Origin of the sequence: Venatorbacter sp. C2-1 (assembly GCF_022832715.1) — a bacterium.
Classification (GTDB): Bacteria; Pseudomonadota; Gammaproteobacteria; order Pseudomonadales; family Oceanobacteraceae; genus Venatoribacter; species Venatoribacter alkanivorans.
Map to the genome: position 1 here is coordinate 2783480 of NZ_CP094879.1, position 16579 is coordinate 2800058.

General features: G+C 51.7%; 12 protein-coding genes. 4 read left to right on the forward strand and 8 right to left on the reverse strand.

What is annotated here, in order from left to right; all coding sequences use genetic code 11:
• Window positions 1–8: 8 nt before the first annotated feature.
• Both MT343_RS12455 and MT343_RS12460 read right to left on the reverse strand, forming a co-directional pair.
• On the reverse strand, window positions 9–1049 hold the full coding sequence (locus tag MT343_RS12455; RefSeq protein ID WP_145470134.1) for an AraC family transcriptional regulator: 1041 nt from the start codon (window positions 1047–1049) through the stop codon (window positions 9–11).
• Entirely contained in the window at window positions 1046–1957 is a 912-nt protein-coding gene (locus MT343_RS12460) for a GGDEF domain-containing protein (RefSeq protein WP_145470132.1), read from the reverse strand. The genes MT343_RS12455 and MT343_RS12460 overlap by 4 nt, the downstream gene beginning before the upstream one ends.
• A 487-nt stretch (window positions 1958–2444) precedes the next feature.
• Between MT343_RS12460 and MT343_RS12465 the strand changes: the two genes are divergently transcribed.
• A complete protein-coding gene (locus MT343_RS12465) occupies window positions 2445–5186 on the forward strand; it encodes a TonB-dependent receptor (protein WP_145470130.1) in 2742 nt (913 codons plus the stop codon).
• 110 nt (window positions 5187–5296) lie between these two features.
• A complete protein-coding gene (locus MT343_RS12470) occupies window positions 5297–7261 on the forward strand; it encodes a phytase (protein ID WP_145470128.1) in 1965 nt (654 codons plus the stop codon).
• Window positions 7262–7306: 45 nt separating this feature from the next.
• Here MT343_RS12470 and MT343_RS12475 read toward each other — a convergent pair whose 3' ends face one another.
• The 3 genes from MT343_RS12475 to MT343_RS12485 all read right to left on the reverse strand — a co-directional run bounded on the left by MT343_RS12475 (window position 7307) and on the right by MT343_RS12485 (window position 12564).
• Window positions 7307–10378: an InlB B-repeat-containing protein gene (locus MT343_RS12475; protein ID WP_222428595.1), complete on the reverse strand. Its 3072-nt coding sequence runs from the start codon at window positions 10376–10378 to the stop codon at window positions 7307–7309.
• 227 nt (window positions 10379–10605) lie between these two features.
• Window positions 10606–11985: a molecular chaperone gene (gene yegD, locus MT343_RS12480; RefSeq protein ID WP_145470124.1), complete on the reverse strand. Its 1380-nt coding sequence runs from the start codon at window positions 11983–11985 to the stop codon at window positions 10606–10608.
• Between the two features lie 99 nt (window positions 11986–12084).
• Window positions 12085–12564 carry an MgtC/SapB family protein gene (locus MT343_RS12485; protein WP_145470122.1) on the reverse strand — a complete coding sequence of 160 codons (480 nt, stop codon included), beginning with the start codon at window positions 12562–12564 and terminating at the stop codon, window positions 12085–12087.
• Window positions 12565–12729: 165 nt separating this feature from the next.
• Between MT343_RS12485 and MT343_RS12490 the strand changes: the two genes are divergently transcribed.
• Entirely contained in the window at window positions 12730–13326 is a 597-nt protein-coding gene (locus MT343_RS12490) for a VF530 family protein (protein ID WP_145470120.1), read from the forward strand.
• Here MT343_RS12490 and MT343_RS12495 read toward each other — a convergent pair.
• Both MT343_RS12495 and MT343_RS12500 read right to left on the reverse strand, forming a co-directional pair.
• Window positions 13315–13788, reverse strand: a complete 474-nt coding sequence (locus MT343_RS12495) for a hypothetical protein (protein WP_145470118.1) — start codon at window positions 13786–13788, stop codon at window positions 13315–13317. The two genes, MT343_RS12490 and MT343_RS12495, sit on opposite strands and share 12 nt — an antisense overlap.
• Before the next feature lie 31 nt (window positions 13789–13819).
• Window positions 13820–14776 (reverse strand): carbon-nitrogen hydrolase family protein, encoded by a 957-nt coding sequence (locus tag MT343_RS12500; RefSeq protein ID WP_222428594.1) that lies wholly within the window; start codon window positions 14774–14776, stop codon window positions 13820–13822.
• A 113-nt stretch (window positions 14777–14889) separates the two neighbouring features.
• Between MT343_RS12500 and MT343_RS12505 the strand changes: the two genes are divergently transcribed.
• Entirely contained in the window at window positions 14890–15624 is a 735-nt protein-coding gene (locus tag MT343_RS12505) for a helix-turn-helix transcriptional regulator (RefSeq protein WP_145470116.1), read from the forward strand.
• Between the two features lie 355 nt (window positions 15625–15979).
• Here the strand turns inward: MT343_RS12505 and MT343_RS12510 are convergent, their stop codons facing one another.
• Complete coding sequence (locus MT343_RS12510) at window positions 15980–16567, reverse strand: glutathione peroxidase (protein ID WP_145470114.1); 588 nt, start codon at window positions 16565–16567, stop codon at window positions 15980–15982.
• Between the last annotated feature and the right edge of the window lie 12 nt (window positions 16568–16579).

The window sequence follows — 16579 nt, forward strand, 5'->3', positions numbered from 1 at the left end:
CACCAGCCCTAGGCAAACAATAATCGTTGTTTGCTGTCGCTCGGTGTCAGACCCGACCAGCGCTTAAAAGCGCGGCGGAAATTGGTGGTGTCATTAAAATTCAGATAATGCGCCACCTGTTCGTTGGTCCAGCCATTAATGTGAAATAAATACAGGCACACATGCAGCCGTGCCTGATCCTGCAATTGCTGAAAATGGCAGTGGTGCTTTTGCAGTTTCCGTTTAAAAGTCGCCGGACTCATGGCAAAAGCCCGGGCAACCTCCGGCAAACTCTGCGGTGTACGCAACTGCCGGATTAAATAATGATACACCGCTTCATTAAATCCATTCGTGGCCTCTTCCCCGCCAATCAGTGGCTGCGCTTCACGCAAAGCAACCTGATAAGCCGTTGCCGAACCTCGCGGCCAGGCTTTTTCCAGCCAGTGTTTTTCAATCATCATCACATCCACACCGACCGAGAAATGCAGATCCGGCCCCAGATATACCTGATACTGCTCGTCCTGTGCCGGGCGCGCATAGCTGAAACCATAGCGCCAGGGTAAAGTTTCCTGTGCCAGCCAGCGACTCATGGCGGTTAATCCGGTCATTGCTGTTTCAACCATAAAACGCCGCTCATCCTGCAGGCCGCAGGCATCCAGCCACTGCACGTAACAATAACGTTCGTCCTGATAAATACGGGGAGACAGCAGCGGTGATAAAAAATGCCGGAAATCCACCAGCGCCTGCAGTGCTCTTGCCAGATCCGGGGCATTGGCCAGCAACTGACTGAATACGCCATAATGTCCGGGCCATAAACTGTCACCCCAGCGAAAACTTAAATCCTCTTCAGGCAGTAATTTCCGCCCGTTTATAATGAGCTGCTGTAATTGTGCGGGGGAAAGGTAATGATTGCCGGTCAGAATATCATCATAAAAAAGACCACTGCCGCGCAGTATTTTATGGCTGGAAATATCGCGCGCCAGTAGCAGGTCAATCAGCAGAGCCGGCTGATGATGAGCGGCGATAAACCGCTCGTCACGCTCATACCAGCGACCGCAATGCATCGTCATGCAGCCAGAAAACAGCCATGCTGACGCTGCGCCGTCAGCAAGGCCTGATTAACCCGCTCAATACTCTGAGCAGGCTGATCGCCAGGGCGGCATTCGGTCAGGCCTATGCTGATGCGTTGATAGAGTGTTTCTCCCGTCTGGCTGTGTTTAAACGCAAAATGCTGTACTGCCAGCTCCAGCTCCTGCGCCAGCTGCAAGGCGGCTTCACCTTGCGTTCCGGGTAACAGCAGAGCAAAGCGGTCGCCGGCATAACGGCAAATAAGATCGCTCTGACGCAGATTCAGCAACAGCAGTTCAGAAATCTCGCGCACCAGACGATCCCCTTCACGATGACCAAAACGACGGTTCACACTGCTGAAATCGTTAATATCAACCATCATCAGCGTCATCGGCCGGGTGCTGTTTAAATGCTGTTGTAATTGTTCTTTTAAATAATCGGCGCGCCCAAGCTGAGTCAGACCATCGATAAAACGATGTTCACGGAATAACCGCTCACGTTTGGCCAGTTGCCGGTTAATCGACAGCTGCTCACTGTGCCAGTGAAATAAACCATACGTCAGCAACGCAATACCAACAGGCATGGCAACCGATTCCAGCCAGGCGTCCCACCACTGCTCTGCAGGAATACGGATAAATTCATCCAGGTTATCCTGCCACATCGCCAGAAAAATAAACCCCAGCCCCAGCGTCAACAGATCCGTTACCCTGCCCGCCGGGCGGCTACCCAGAATCAACAGCATCCAGATGGCAACTGCCACTGCACTGCCACCCTCACCCAAAACATCCAGCCAATCAATTTCACGCCAGTGTTTGGCATCACCGACCAATACCGACGCCACAACCGATGCCAACGCTAAACCAAAAACCAACAGTAATTTGCGCCGATGTAAAAACAACGTGCTGAACATAAAAAAATACCGGCCAATCAATAATGGCTGGCATAACTAGCAGGGCTTTATGACAACCGCATGACAATCCGGCATAAGGACGTTAATGCGGCACAAATCACCCCGGGGGTTAATTCAGCTCAGCACGGTGCAGCATTATTTGCGTTTTTACCGGCCGTTTCTGCCTGTCACAACCTGCGATTATTCCAGCGGCGCCCGCTCTGACCGGGGCTCAGCCATCCTGTAAACATCAATGCAAACCTTAACCCTGATCGGCTTTTACCCGGAGCTGACACCGTCTGCCGTTATCAGCCACAAGGGTTAAATCGGATCATTATCAGGCTGAAAGCCGCTGAAAACCGTCGTTTTATGCCACATCACCGATTGGCTGTCACAGAACCGTCATACGCTCTTTCTACCGTCGCGCCACCTGCTGCCCGCCAGGATCTGTCGACAGGCCCTGGGGCAGATATAAAAACGATCGATAAAGAACGACATGGAGACGAGCATGAATTTTTGCATTAAGCCACTGGCGGCGGTCATTGCCCTCAGCTGCGCGGCACTGGCCCAGGCCGATGGCAACCTCGAAGGCCGGGTCAGCGACACCCGCAATCAAACCGTATACAGCGGCGCCGTTATCCGTCTGGAAATGCCGGGTGATGCCAGCATGAACCGTGAAGTACTGGCCGCCAAAGGCGGACGCTTCCGGTTACCGCAGGTTCCGGCCGGCGATTACCTGTTAAGTACCGTGGTCGGTGGCAAGACCGTCGACAGCCGCACCATCACCATCCGCGATGGCGAAACCCTGACGGCCAATATTGTGCTGAATAACGCACAACAAGAGGTAGAAGAAATTCTGGTGATTGGCCAGGCAGCACAAATGCAGCGCGCCCTTGATCGCCAGCGTTACGCCGACAATATGATCAGCGTTATTAATGCCGATGCCATTGGTCAATTACCGGATGCCAACGCCGCTGAAGCCTTACAGCGTGTGCCGGGTTTATCCATCGAACGTGATCAGGGCGAAGGCCGTTTTGTCCGTATCCGTGGCATCAGCTCCGATTTAAACAGCGTAACCGTTAACGGCACACAAATTCCGGCGCCGGAAGCCGGCAGTCGCTCGGTTGCCCTCGATGTAATTCCATCGAATCTGCTCAGTTCACTGGTGGTCACCAAAACCCTGACTCCGGATATGGATGCCAATGCCATTGGTGGCGCCGTTGAAATTAACAGTATTTCAGCACTCGACCGTGAAGGGGCATTTTATTCCGCCGCCACGCAGCTGAGCTATGACGAGCAAAGCGAACAAACCAACCCGGCTTATTCTGTTGCCGGTGGCAATACCTTTGATTTCGGTAACGACCGTCGTTTGGGGGTTGCTGCAGCACTGAGTTTTGATAACCGGAAATTCGGCTCAGATAACGTTGAAACCGGTGGTGCCTGGGATTTTGATAGCGGTGCAAAACTCGAAGAACTGGAACAGCGCGAATACAGCATCGAGCGTGAACGCTTAGGTGCCGCACTGAACCTGGATTACGAACATGGCGTTAATCACAGCTTTTATATGCACAACCTGTACAGCAAGTTCAGTGATAATGAACAGCGGGTTGCCAACGAAATTGAATTTGCCGATGCCATCGGTCTGGGCGAAAGCAGTGATGCTGAAGTCGTCCGCTCGCTGAAAGATCGTGAAGAAACGCAAAAAATTGTTTCCTCAACCCTGGGCGCCAATCATTTTATCGGTGACTGGACCGTGGAATACAAAGTCGGCATCAGCAAAGCCTCAGAAGATGAACCCGACACCATCGCCGGCGCCGATTTTGTCAGCACCTCGGATATTACCGGGCTCAGCTTCAGCAACAGCCGTAAGCCACGTATTAATGCTCCTTCCGCTTTTTACGATCCGGCACAATATGAGCTGGATAAAATCGAGCGTACACGCAGCTATACCGAAGATAAACAAACCATGGCGCAGCTGGATATTACCCGCGATTTCGATCTGGCGGATAATCCTGCACTGGTAAAATTTGGAGCCAAAACCAAAATGCGTGAAAAATCTCAGGATGCCGATACCTGGAAATATAAAGACCTGTCAGAAGACAGTTCTGTTTCTATGAGCGGTTTCGCCAGTGGCGAACGTGATTACAGCCTGGGACGTTTTGGGCCGGGAATATCCAGCGCGAAAGTGCGCAGCTATATGGCAACCCTGGATCGTGCCGACGCATTCGATGATGAAGACTCCGTACTGGAAGATTACGACATCGACGAAGATATCAATGCCGGCTACCTGATGGGCCGTATAGATGCTGACGAGCTGCGGGTAATTGCCGGTGTACGTTATGAACAAACCAAAATCAGCGCACGCGGCAATGCCCTGAACCAGAGCGATGAACTGATCACCGTTAAAAAAGACAACGACTACAGCCATGTTCTGCCGTCGGTACAGGCTCGCTGGCAGTTGGCCGACAGTACTCAGGTGCGGGCTGCCTGGACCAATGCCGTCGTTCGTCCAACCTTTGAACAGATGCGTCCGAACTTTACCGATGACGGCAGCGAAGCCGAGCTGGGCAACCCGGATCTGAAAGCGCTGGAAGCAGCCAACTTTGACCTTGGCATCGAACATTTTATGGGCAGCGCCGGTACTCTGTCGGCCTTTGTATTCCGTAAAAAAATCGACAACTTTATTTATGAAACCGATCTGGCAGGCTCTGCCGGCTACGCTGCGTATGACGAGGTAATTACCTTCCGCAACGGTGATCAGGCCACGCTGAACGGTCTGGAACTGGCATTTTCCCACAAACTGGAAATGCTGCCGGCACCCTTTAATGGCTTATTGCTCGCCGCCAACACGACCTTTACCCGCTCAGATGCAACCGTATCGGCCTATGACAGCGGCACCCTGCTGAAACGTGATATCAGCCTGCCGAATCAATCAGACCTGACCGGTAACTTTATTATCGGTTACGAAAATGAGCGCCTGAGCATGCGTCTGGCAACCAACTATAAATCGGAATATCTGGCCGAAGTCGGCAATCTGGAAAACAGCAAAGGTGATGTTTACCAAAGCGCCCAGACCCAGCTCGATTTTAATGCCTCTTACAAAATGACCGAACAACTGAAACTCAGTTTTGAAGTCGCCAATATTACCGATGAACCGTATTACGCCTACGTCAACAAAGAACGCTACAACGCACAGTATGAAGACTACGGTCCGACCTACCGTGTAGGTATCAGCTACACCAGTTTCTGATTGTCAGAACCCAGCCGGGCCTGTTATGGGTCCGGTTTTTTAATCTGCTGATTCATACCAACCTGCCGTTCACACCGATGCACAACGATATAAAGAGAAAGACTTAATTTATGACTATCCGTAACCTTAACCGCGCCCTGAGCACTGCCACCCTGTCGTTGCTGCTCGCCGCCTGTGCCAGTAACGACCTGTCTGAAAACACAGGTCATCAGCCCCGCCTGCCTTCTGCAACGCTGGCGGCAAGCCTTCTGCCGGTAAGCGCCGAGCAGGCTATTCTGATCAGCAGCGCAGGGGATACCACACAAAAATTCTGGCTCAGTACCGGAGCGGATAACGGTATCCAATTACAGGACAGCCACTTTACCCTATTGGATAAAAAAGACATTCAGGCTGAATTTATTGATCAGCGCCGTGATCAGCAAGGCATGCTGTTTGTCAGTATCGACAAAGAAAATAACCGCCCGGTCAGCTATCGCATTAACAACCAGCGTATTACCGATCTGGCCTTCGGCCAGGCGCTGACCTACCCGGTTGAAGGTATCTGCCTGTATCAACCGGCCGGATCGCCACTGCAGTTATTTGTACTCGACGAGCAACAGATGGCGCACCAGCTGTTAATTAAAAGCGACGGTAAGGTGTTAATTCAGCAGGAAATCCGTCGCTTCCCGCTGCCTCCCAACAGTGAATATTGTGTAGCCGATGATGTCAGCGGTCAGCTGTTTGTCAGCGAAGAAAATGTTGGCGTCTGGGCCTATAACGCCCGCGCCGAAAGTGAAGTCAGCCGTCAGGCCGTTGATCTGGTGCAGCCGTGGGGCCAGCTGCACAGCAACAGCGGTCCGTTAGCCATCAGCCAGGGACAACTGTTTATCGCCGAGCTGGGTCACAATATTCTGCACCACTATCCTTTACCACAGGCAGGCAGCACGCAGGCAACGGACGCAGGCCGCGCAGTTATTCTTGACCAGCCACTGGCCGCTGACAGCCTGCGTACCGCCATTAACAGCGATGGTACAACCCGTCTGATTATTCTGGATGATAACAGCAGCCAGTTATTCAGCAGCAATATTCACCTGCCACAACAGGCACGTAATCAGGAAAATATCCCGGAAATTGCTGCCCATACAGAAACAACACCGGTACGGAAAACCGGCGATGCTGCCGACGATCCGGCTATCTGGGTAAATACTCACACACCGGAAAACAGCCGCATTTTAGGCACCAATAAAAAATTCGGTCTTTATGTTTATGATCTTAATGGTCAGGAGCTGCAGGAACTGCAGGCCGGGCGGGTTAATAATGTCGATGTGCGCCAGGGCTTTACCTTTAAAAACCAGCCTGCGGATATTGCCGCAGCCAGCCAGCGTGACCGCCAGGCCATTGCGTTATTTCATATTGATCCGTTAAGCGGACATGTCAGTGCCACCACAGAAATTACCACCACTCTGGATAATGTCTACGGCCTGTGCATGTACAAAAACCTTAAAGAACAGTTTTTTGTTTTTATTAACGACGAAGACGGACGCTTTGAACAATATGAAATTACCGACTCGGCCAATGGCTGGAGTGGCAACAAAGTGCGTGAATTCCGCGTCAATTCCCAACCGGAAGGCTGTGCCGCTGATGATACAAAGCAGCAGTTATTCCTGGGTGAAGAAGATGTTGCTATCTGGACTATTGGCGCGGAAGCCAACGCCGGAGACAGGCTCACTCAGGTTGCAGCAGCCTCCGACATTCTGGTCGCCGATATTGAAGGTATGGATATTTACCGTACCGAAAAAGAAGCCTATCTGGTAGTTTCCAGCCAGGGCAACGACAGCTATGTACTTTATCAGGCCGAAGCACCCTATGAATATATTGGCCGCTTCCGCGTGGGTATTAACGCTGAAAAAGGCATTGATGGTGCCTCAGAAACCGATGGTTTAACAGTTACCGCAGCCAATCTGGGCGCCGAATATCCGCAGGGCATGTTAGTTGTGCAGGATGGCCGTAACTTTCTGCCGGAAGAAAATCAGAATTTTAAATATGTGAACTGGCAGGATATTCAGACGCTGATTCAGCCTGTACTCAAACCATAACCGCACACTGTAAAAATCGCGGGCCTGATTACAGGCCCGCTTTTTTTATACCAGCCTGCGCCGGTCGGTCAGCGTCACAAGCAGTGCCAGAGACAACAGCCAGAAGAGACTCAACGCCCCACCACTGTTCTTGCCTGATGAGTTATTGCCGGCAGCCGCACTGTTCTTTTCAATACGATACGTTGCCTGTAACAGCTCCGAAGTATTGCCCTCAACATCAACGGCAATTGCTTTAAGCTGTGCGGATTCAGTCAACAGCACTGTACCACCATTATTCAGCACACTGCCGGTATTAATATCCGGGCTGCTGCCGTCCAGCGTATAACGGATACTGACATCCTCGCTGGCACTGTGGATGGTGATCGTTTGGGCAGCAGAGTAAGTTCCTGCCGGAATATTAAACACCGGCGTGGCGACAAAAATAACCGCCGGTTCCACCGCGCTGAAATGTACCGCAACCGAACAATCTGCCTGCAGTGTGCTGATCGTATAGCTGTTACCGGATAATTCCCCGTCACAGCCGCTGACCGTCGTTAACTGATATCCGTCATCCGCATTGATACTGAGGCTGACATCCGCTCCCCCGGCGACGGTTATCAGCGCAGGGCTTACCGTACCGCCTCCGGTCACGATACTGGTAACGGTATACATAACCGCTTCAAAGACAGCCGTTACCGAACAGTCTGCCGTTACCGCTGCAATACGGTATACGCTGCCGGTTAATTCTCCGCCACAGCCTTCAATGCGGCTTAGCTGGAAACCTGCATCAGGGATCGTGGTAAGCTCCAGCGCCCCACCTTCAATCACCCGCGGATTGGCCGGCGTAATACTGCCGTTACCGCTGATCAGTGTGCTGACCTGATAAGTAATAGGTTCAAAGACAGCTGTTACCGAACAGTCTGCCGTTAGTGCAGCAATATTATAGTTATTGCCGGTTAACTCTCCGCCACAGCCTTCAATACGGCTTAAATGAAAACCCGCTCCAGCAGTAACCGTCAGTTCAGCGGCCTCACCTTCGACAACGGTTACACTTTCTGGTGTGATAAATCCGTCACCCGTCACAACAGCGGTTACAGTGAACATGATCGGTTCAAATACCGCCGTTACCGAACAATCTGCCGTTACCGCTGCAATACGGTAATTATTACCGGTTAATTCTCCGCCACAGCCTTCAATGCGGCTTAGCCGGAAACCTGCGTCAGGGGTTACGGTAAGCTCAAGCGCCTCACCTTCAATCACCCGCGGATCAACCGGCGTAATACTGCCGTTAGCACTGACCATAGTGCTGACCTGATAGGTAATGCGTTCAAATACAGCATTGACTGTACAGTCAGCAGACAGATTATTAATACGATAAATATCCCCATACAAAGAGCCATCACAACCACCGATACTGGCAACCCGGTAGCCAGGCTCCGCCGTCACTGTTAATTGCAGATTACTGCCTTCCTGTGCAATTTTCTGCGCCGGAGTGAGCGCCCCCTGACCTTCTGACCGGGTATTAACCGTATAAAGAATCGCCGCCATCTGAGCGATGACAATGCAATCAGAGGCAATATTATTAATCTGATAAAGATTGCCGGTTAATTCCCCATCGCAGCCCATCACATTCTGAATACGATAATGAGCATCCGGTACAACGGTCAGCGTAGTATTGCCCCCCTGCACCAGTGAGGTGGTAGCCGGAGATACTTTTCCGCTTCTGATTGCCGGAGCCGTAATATCATAAAAGGTCGGAGATAATATCAGCTGTCGCTGGTAAGCCTGCGCCCAGTTAACGCCGTCGTCGGATACCCAGATATCTTTTTCCGGACCATTGGTTGGTGTTCTGCCAGCAATTTTCCACATCCTTTTCTGACCGGTCAGAGGGTCCGTAAAGACTTCCAGCCCATAACGGCTGGCAAATACAAATGCTCCCCGCTCAAGCCGCTTCTGCCAGTTTTCGCCATCCACAGACGACCAGATATCGCCCAGAGTAGTCCCCATAAAGAAACCACCCATCAGCCAGATTTTTTCAATACCATCCACCGGATCGGTAAAAATGGCGGTCTGGTGATGAGTTCTGCGTGAAAACGGGCTGGTCTCTCTTACCTGAACCCAGTTAACACCATCCGTTGATGACCAGATATCATGCCTGTAGTCGTCAATTCTGTCGGCCCCACCCGTACCACCACCAATCAACCAGAGTTTCTTTTCATGAGTGACCGGATCAGGAAAAACAACCACCTGATGGGATAATCGTGGCGGGAATGCAGCACTGCTGGTTTCTTCGACCCAGTTTCTGCCATCGACAGACGACCAGACATCGTTAAGGACACCGAAAAAATGCACACCAACCTGCAAATAATTAAAACCACCGCCAATCAGCCACAGTTTATCTTTGCCCGTTACCGGGTCAGGAAAAACAACCAGCTGGGTCTGATCACGGCGCTGGAAACGTTCCGAAGCCGGGTCTGTAGGATAAGCCTGAGTCCAGTTAACACCATCCACTGACGACCAGATATCATTAAAAGGAATTCCGTCCCAGGTCATACCGGCTGTCAGCCACAATGTTTCCTCGCCGGTTGCAGGATCGGGAAAAGAGACAACCGAATGTCCGGCGCGCCCTCTGAAGGCAGCATGGGCGGTTTCCAGCACCCAGGACACACCATCGCTGGATGACCAGACATCATTGTCAAAAGTACTGCGGGTACGGCCACCAATAACCCATATTTTATTTTTAAACTTCACCGTTGCATGGCCAAAGCGCACCGGCATTGCGGTCAGATTTTCTCCGGCCGTCACACCGATCTGATCACTGAAAAAACTGCCTTGCTGGAAACGGTAATAACCGGTCTGATTTAACTGCGCAGCGGTGTCGGTAATAATATTACTGTTGCTACCGTTACGGCTGAAAATATCCATCTGCCCGGAACTGCAGGCAGCATAATTTTCACTGTCACAATCGTTGTTACTGCTGCGGTAAAACTTCAGCCCATCAATAATATCTGCACCCGCCGAATTATCACTGAGGCGGACAGCGGTTGAATCGGCACCAATAAATGCTGTCAGTGTCAGATTTTTTTCCACCACTTTTTCAGCATAAACAGGGAAAGACGCAAGCAGAAACGTGGTCAAACACATAACTGCAGCAAGAAATAAAGAAGTGGGCCTGTGCTCAGGCAAACAAAAGGCGCTCATATCACAGGTCTCATCAGAATAATTCCTGACAATAAGCGAATACTGACACAAGCTATACTGGCCAAAAGATTGAAAGATGTAACCAGAATGGATGAAACACCGGGCAAGCCTCTTACACTGACCGCCGCGATACCCTACCGGCGGTCAGCCGGCAGGCTGAAAAATCAGCGGTAAATTTTCTCCGCCCACTCCGTCAGGCCCGATGCCACGCTGCCGAAATGATCACCGTCCAGTAATGCAATATTGCCAAACACCCGGGCAACGGCCTCACGGATAACCGGCGAACGGGCACTGCCGCCTGTCACAAAAATAAGATCCGGCTGTACGCCGGCCTGAGCAACCGCTTCCTGCATTAGCGCCATAATACGCTGCAGCGGACGTTCGATGGCTTGTTCAAGCTCTGTGCGCTGAATATGGGTGTTCAGCCCGGTTTCAATATAATCCAGTGCCACACAGGTGTTATCGCTGTCGGATAAGGCAATTTTTGCATTTTCTGCGCTGCGCACCAGTTGCTGATTCTGCTTGTTATCACGCAGGCGGATTAACCGGGCAATTAATTCCGGCTGTAAACAATCACGCTGCAATTGCTCAAGGTAGAGTCCGGTTTCGAGGCTGCTGAAACGGCCAAGAGCGCCGACATCGTTGGTGCATACGGCATCGAGAAAGGTTTTGGTGGGCATGGGCTTGCCGCTTTTTAATGGCGCGGTCATGCCGAACAGTGGCATCAGCTGTTTACCCGCCAGCTGAATATCCAGATCGTTACCGCCGACCCGCTCACCACTGTGACCGAGAAAATCCGCTTTGCGCTCGCTGCGCCCGCGGTGATCCGGCCCCATGCGCACCATGGCACAATCGGACGTACCACCACCGATATCAACCACCAGCACGGTTTTATTATCAGCAAGATTGCGTTCAAAGCTTAAGCCTGCAGCGATCGGTTCGTATAAAAATTCAACCTGCTGAAAACCACTGCGTTTGGCTGCGGCGGTTAAAATAGCCAGTGCCTGCTGATTGCTTTGTTCTGCGCTGTTATCGCTGATGCGTGAGCCCTGAAAATTAACCGGCCGGCCAATTACGGTATGGGTCAGTGTTTTTCCAGAAGCCTGCTCAGCACGCTGTTTTACCGTCTGCATCATAGCGGTGACGATATCTTCAAAAACATGCACAAATTCCGGCCGTAAGCCGCTGGCTCCTAAAAAGGATTTCGGCGACTTAACAAAGTAGCCCTCTTCCGGATCGGCAAAATAATGAGCAAAGGCCTGATGTCCAACAAACATAACCTGTTCATCGTTGCTTAACTCCAGCTCACGGCGGGCCCGCAGTGCCTGCTGTAACGGCACTTTACGGCTGAGCAGGAAATCATCACGCAGCGTACCGGCAGACAGCCCCAGACCAACCTGCTCGCAGATTAATTCGCGTGCCAGTGCATAGAGCGCCGATGGCATAAAGGTTTTCTCGCCGTCGACCGGCAGCAGATTGACACGATCATCTGTCATCACACCGATAGCACAATTGGACGTGCCATAGTCAAAACCACAGATCATAAAAAACCCCGCTGCAAAAAAGCGGCGCAAGGTAGCACAGGGCGGAGAGGAAAAGGAAGGACGTCGGAGAATGGCTGCCGCTAAAGACAGCCACAAAAATCAGCGGCGCTGACGCCAGGCACTGTAGCGGGCATGCACACCGCGGGTCAGCATGCTGGAATAGCTTTCCAGAATATCGACGCCGACCAGAATCGCGACCACCAGCAACGCCAGCTTAATACCCACCAGCGGGCTGGCCACCGCCACGCAGATACCGATGGAAGCCAGCGCCCAGATGGTCGCCGCCGAGGTCACGCCCAGCACCATACCGTCTTTGGCCAGCATGACTCCGGCACCGAGAAAACCAACACCGGTTACCACCTGGCCGATAATACGCGAGGCATCGGTAGCATCGGTGGTGACCGCCTGAGATAAGGCAATAAACACATAGGTGCCAAGTACAATCAGCGATGAGGTGCGGATGCCCACCGGCTTGCCCCGCAGCTGGCGTTCAAGGCCAACAATGGAGCCACACAGTAAACAGGCGGCAATTGCCGGCCAGCTCAGCGGATCAACACTCAGAAATTCAGTCAGCGTCATCGATAACCTCCGTTATTAACCACGAGTTTAGCAGCGCTGATTGTGAAGAGAAAAGCGGGAGACAGGTTGTTTCTGCAAGCATTACTCCCGGCTACAAAACCGCTATAGGATCGCCCGCCTGAAATCCGTACAATAGAGCGTTCATTCTTCCTACCGGATACCGCCATGAACGATCAGGTCAATTACCAGAACAACCCGCTGCACGGGGTCAGTTTAAAAAATCTGCTGATTGAACTTGTTGATCATTATGGCTTTGAAATCCTGCATGCGTATCTGAATATCAACTGCTTTAAAACCAAACCCAGCATTGAATCCAGCGTAAAATTCCTGAAAAAAACCGACTGGGCGCGGGAAAAAGTAGAAGCCTTTTATCTGTATCAGTTTAAAAGCCTGCCGCGGGCAATGGGTAAGCAGTTTTTTCTGCCACCCCGTGACCGCATTATTCCGGCCGACCAGACTCCGGGCGAACCTGCCGTACTGAGCCTGGAAGACGCCGAGCGCATGCGGGCCAAGCAGGCAAAAAAAACCGCGGCCTTTGGCCGTGGCGGACGTCCGCAGCGTTCAGGTCAACGCCCGGGTCAGCGTTCCGGGCAACAAACCTCAGGGCGCCCTGCCGCCCGCTCTGAACAGCGCCCTGCTGCACACGCCGGCCAGCGCCCGTCCAAACACAACCAAAGCACTGAAGCCGCAGAAAAACGTGATAAGCCAGAGGCCGGCACCAAGGTTGATCCCTGGGCCAAAGCGCGGAATTCAACCGATTGATCCGCCCGGTAGTCTGAGCAGAATCATAATCATGACATAGCCAAAGCCGATACTGGCTGGCAGAAAACCGATGCATACACCCAGTTTTCCCCAGAACGTATCGCTGTGGCCCGCATTCGGCCAGATTGCTTTCACCAGAAATCCAAACGGGTTGTACAGAACCCCGATACAAAGCAGCACAATAATCGTATCCGGCAAATCAATAGCCAGCTGTATTACCGCAAAATAGCTGAACCCCAGCAGCGCCGTCATAATCGTATAATCCACATGAGAACGGATCAGGTTATGCGGTGCCGGAAACAGACGCTTCAACGGTTTTACTTTGACATACACAATCAGCGTTGCGATCCAGGCTTCAACCAGTGATATCAGCAACGCAAGTGCGGCCGTTACCAATAGCCAGGAAACAGACACCGTACTCAGGTCAACAGCCTGAGCACGGCCTATCATCAGTTCAGACATTGTATTTTCCACCCAAATTAAACAGATAGCGTCAGCAGCACCCGCTCAGCGCGCGCAGAATATTGTGCCGATACCAGCGACGTCCCAACATGCCATGCAAATGCCAGGACAACGCCGGAACCACTCCCCGCGAGCGTAACCAGATATGTTCAGGAAGCGGATCAGGCGGGGTCAGAGCCTGTAAACAGACATCGGCAACCACCACTCCCGGCCCCTGCTGATAGCTGCGACTGGCAATAACATTGCCCTGAGCATCAATAACGGCGGCCTGCCCTTCCAGATGGCCGTGATAAGAGAGCGGCAACCCGGGCATACGGCAACGGAAGGTATTACAGTGTGACGCGTGAATAACCGGCGCTCCCACCAAACGCGCCGTATCCTGTACAGCTTGCAAAGCATTCTTGCGGTTGCCGGACTCAAGCCAGGCATACAATAACGGCCAGTTTTGCGGAATACTCCACCAGTGCGAGCCGCCCATAATAACGTCTACTCTGGTGCGTAAACGCCGTGCAGTTGCTGTGCGCATAAATTCCCAACACACAGCAGCGCCAACACGGACGCCGTTGATTTGGCCCAGCTCACCGCTGTCCGTTTCTGCGCCGCCTTCATAGAAGGCGTTTTCCCACATCGTGGGATAATCCTTGTCGTGGTAACCAAGCCGCTCTCCCCGGTTAAAACACAGGTAACGGTTACGCACATGACCATCCGCCAGACGACAAAGAAATGATCCACCCAGTACAACACCGTGCTGAGCTGACAGGCGTTGTAAAAAATGTGCAGCCGGGCCATTTTCATCTTCAATCGCGGCGGCCAGAGCAGGGTCCCAGGCAATGCCGGTATTAAAAAATTCCGGCAACGCAATCCATTCGGCTCCGTCCCTGCAGGCTTCCGCAACCAGCTCTTCACAATGCGCCAGATTGCGCTGGGTATCACCGATACGGGTATCGGTCTGCAAAGCAGCAACACGTATTTTGGGGGCAATGTTCACGATCAAGACTCCCGGTTCCTGTTATTATTTTTTGTGTTACTTTATGCAGCACAATGCGTTGAAGCTTAACAGCGCCCGGCGTTTATAACTTGTAAGTTTAGGCTACGCTAACGATGAACAGCATTCTGCACATACGCCCGCAACAGGCGGTGTATCTCGGTAATTTCGGTTTAACAACAGAGCACCGGCATGGCGCTCTGGTATTACTGCTGGGACTGTCAGGACATTTTAATGTTCAGCTCCGTGGCCAGACGATGGTTCGCTGCCGCAGCGCTTTAATCGATGCAGGTACTGCTCATATTGTTGACTGCCAGAGTGAGGATATGGCCACGCTGTATTTTGAGGTCAATTCACTGCAGGGAAGAACATTACGCGCAAATTTTTTACGTAATGATGCCGCTGTTTTTGATATTGCCAACCTGGATCAGTGTCACAAAGGGTTTGAACAACGGGCATTAAATGCTGATTTATCGGCACTTATCCGCTATTCCCTGAAGGCCGACATTAACAGCTACGACCGCAGAGTGGCGTCATGTATTCAACTGATGCAACAAAAAGATGAATACCCCTGGCGACAGGATGAATTATCCGCCCGGATTGGCTTATCGAATTCGCGTCTGAACCATTTATTTAAACAACATACCGGTATTTCGTTCCGGCATTTCAGCCTGTGGTCAAGGCTGGCTATTTTTATGCGCGATGTGCATAACACCCGCAACATTACCCACTCAGCACTGAACAGCGGTTTCAGTGACAGCGCTCACCTGAGTAATTCTTATAAAAAAATATTTGGCATCCGCCCTTCTGCCATTCTTTCGGGGCTGAAAGAATTTCATCTTTATTCCTAGGGCCTGTCGACACTAATTAAACAGACCTGTTATCGGCTAAAAATTTCTCAGGCAAGGCGCTGAGAGTGTGGCCTAACGGGTTAAGCGAGCGAACAGCAACGCTGGATGAGGAATTTTTAGCCATAACCCTCCGGGCTGAGGCCAGTTTTCCCCATTAACATCGTCGTTCGTCATTCATTTAGCCCGCTAATATCACTCCTCTCTCCTTGTTCTGAGAAAAACTGGCTCTCAGCAGGCTGGATTTACTTAGTGTCGACAGGCCCTAGCAAGAAGATCGTTCTGTTATAAAAACGCATAAAAAAACCGGGTAAAAACCCGGTTTTGCATTTTAAGGTGACGTTAAATAACGCGGACGTTAACGCAACAGCGCTTCAATATCGTCATCACCGGGAATGGTAAAACTGGAGTTGGAGCTGATGATCTGACCGTCGCGGTTAATCAGGTATTTGTAAAAATTCCACTTCGGTGCTGTGTCCTGGCGGGCTACTTCTTTAAACAGGGGATGAGCGTTATCGCCTTTTACCGGCACGGTCGCCAGCATGGTAAAGCTGACACCAAAATTCTCGAAGCAGATGGTCGCCGCTTCTTCTTCCGATTTGGCTTCCTGATCAAACGAGTCCGACGATACACCAATCACCACCAGGCCACGGTCTTTGTATTTTTCGTGAATGGCTTCCAGATCGCCAAACTGCTTGGTGAAGCCACAATGACTGGCGGTGTTGATTAACAGTACCGGTCTGCCCTGCACCACTTCACACAGATCCAGCGTTTTGGAACTGTGCAGCTTTTTCATTTTATGCTGAAAAATCGGTGCACAGGCATTGCCCTCAGCAGTGGTGGTAAAAGCACTGCGATCGATGGCAACCGCCTGGGTTGAACAGGCGCTGACACTGAGCAGCAAAGCGCTCATGGCGAGTCGTTTAAGCAGGGGAATAACAGTCATGGTGTTCTCCGC

Coding starts and splice junctions, on each gene's coding strand:
- MT343_RS12455 (WP_145470134.1), bottom strand. CDS start 1,049: ATGACGATGCATTGCGGTCGCTGGTATGAGCGTGACGAGCGGTTTATC.
- MT343_RS12460 (WP_145470132.1), bottom strand. CDS start 1,957: ATGTTCAGCACGTTGTTTTTACATCGGCGCAAATTACTGTTGGTTTTT.
- MT343_RS12465 (WP_145470130.1), top strand. CDS start 2,445: ATGAATTTTTGCATTAAGCCACTGGCGGCGGTCATTGCCCTCAGCTGC.
- MT343_RS12470 (WP_145470128.1), top strand. CDS start 5,297: ATGACTATCCGTAACCTTAACCGCGCCCTGAGCACTGCCACCCTGTCG.
- yegD (WP_145470124.1), bottom strand. CDS start 11,985: ATGATCTGTGGTTTTGACTATGGCACGTCCAATTGTGCTATCGGTGTG.
- MT343_RS12485 (WP_145470122.1), bottom strand. CDS start 12,564: ATGACGCTGACTGAATTTCTGAGTGTTGATCCGCTGAGCTGGCCGGCA.
- MT343_RS12490 (WP_145470120.1), top strand. CDS start 12,730: ATGAACGATCAGGTCAATTACCAGAACAACCCGCTGCACGGGGTCAGT.
- MT343_RS12495 (WP_145470118.1), bottom strand. CDS start 13,788: ATGTCTGAACTGATGATAGGCCGTGCTCAGGCTGTTGACCTGAGTACG.
- MT343_RS12505 (WP_145470116.1), top strand. CDS start 14,890: ATGAACAGCATTCTGCACATACGCCCGCAACAGGCGGTGTATCTCGGT.
- MT343_RS12510 (WP_145470114.1), bottom strand. CDS start 16,567: ATGACTGTTATTCCCCTGCTTAAACGACTCGCCATGAGCGCTTTGCTG.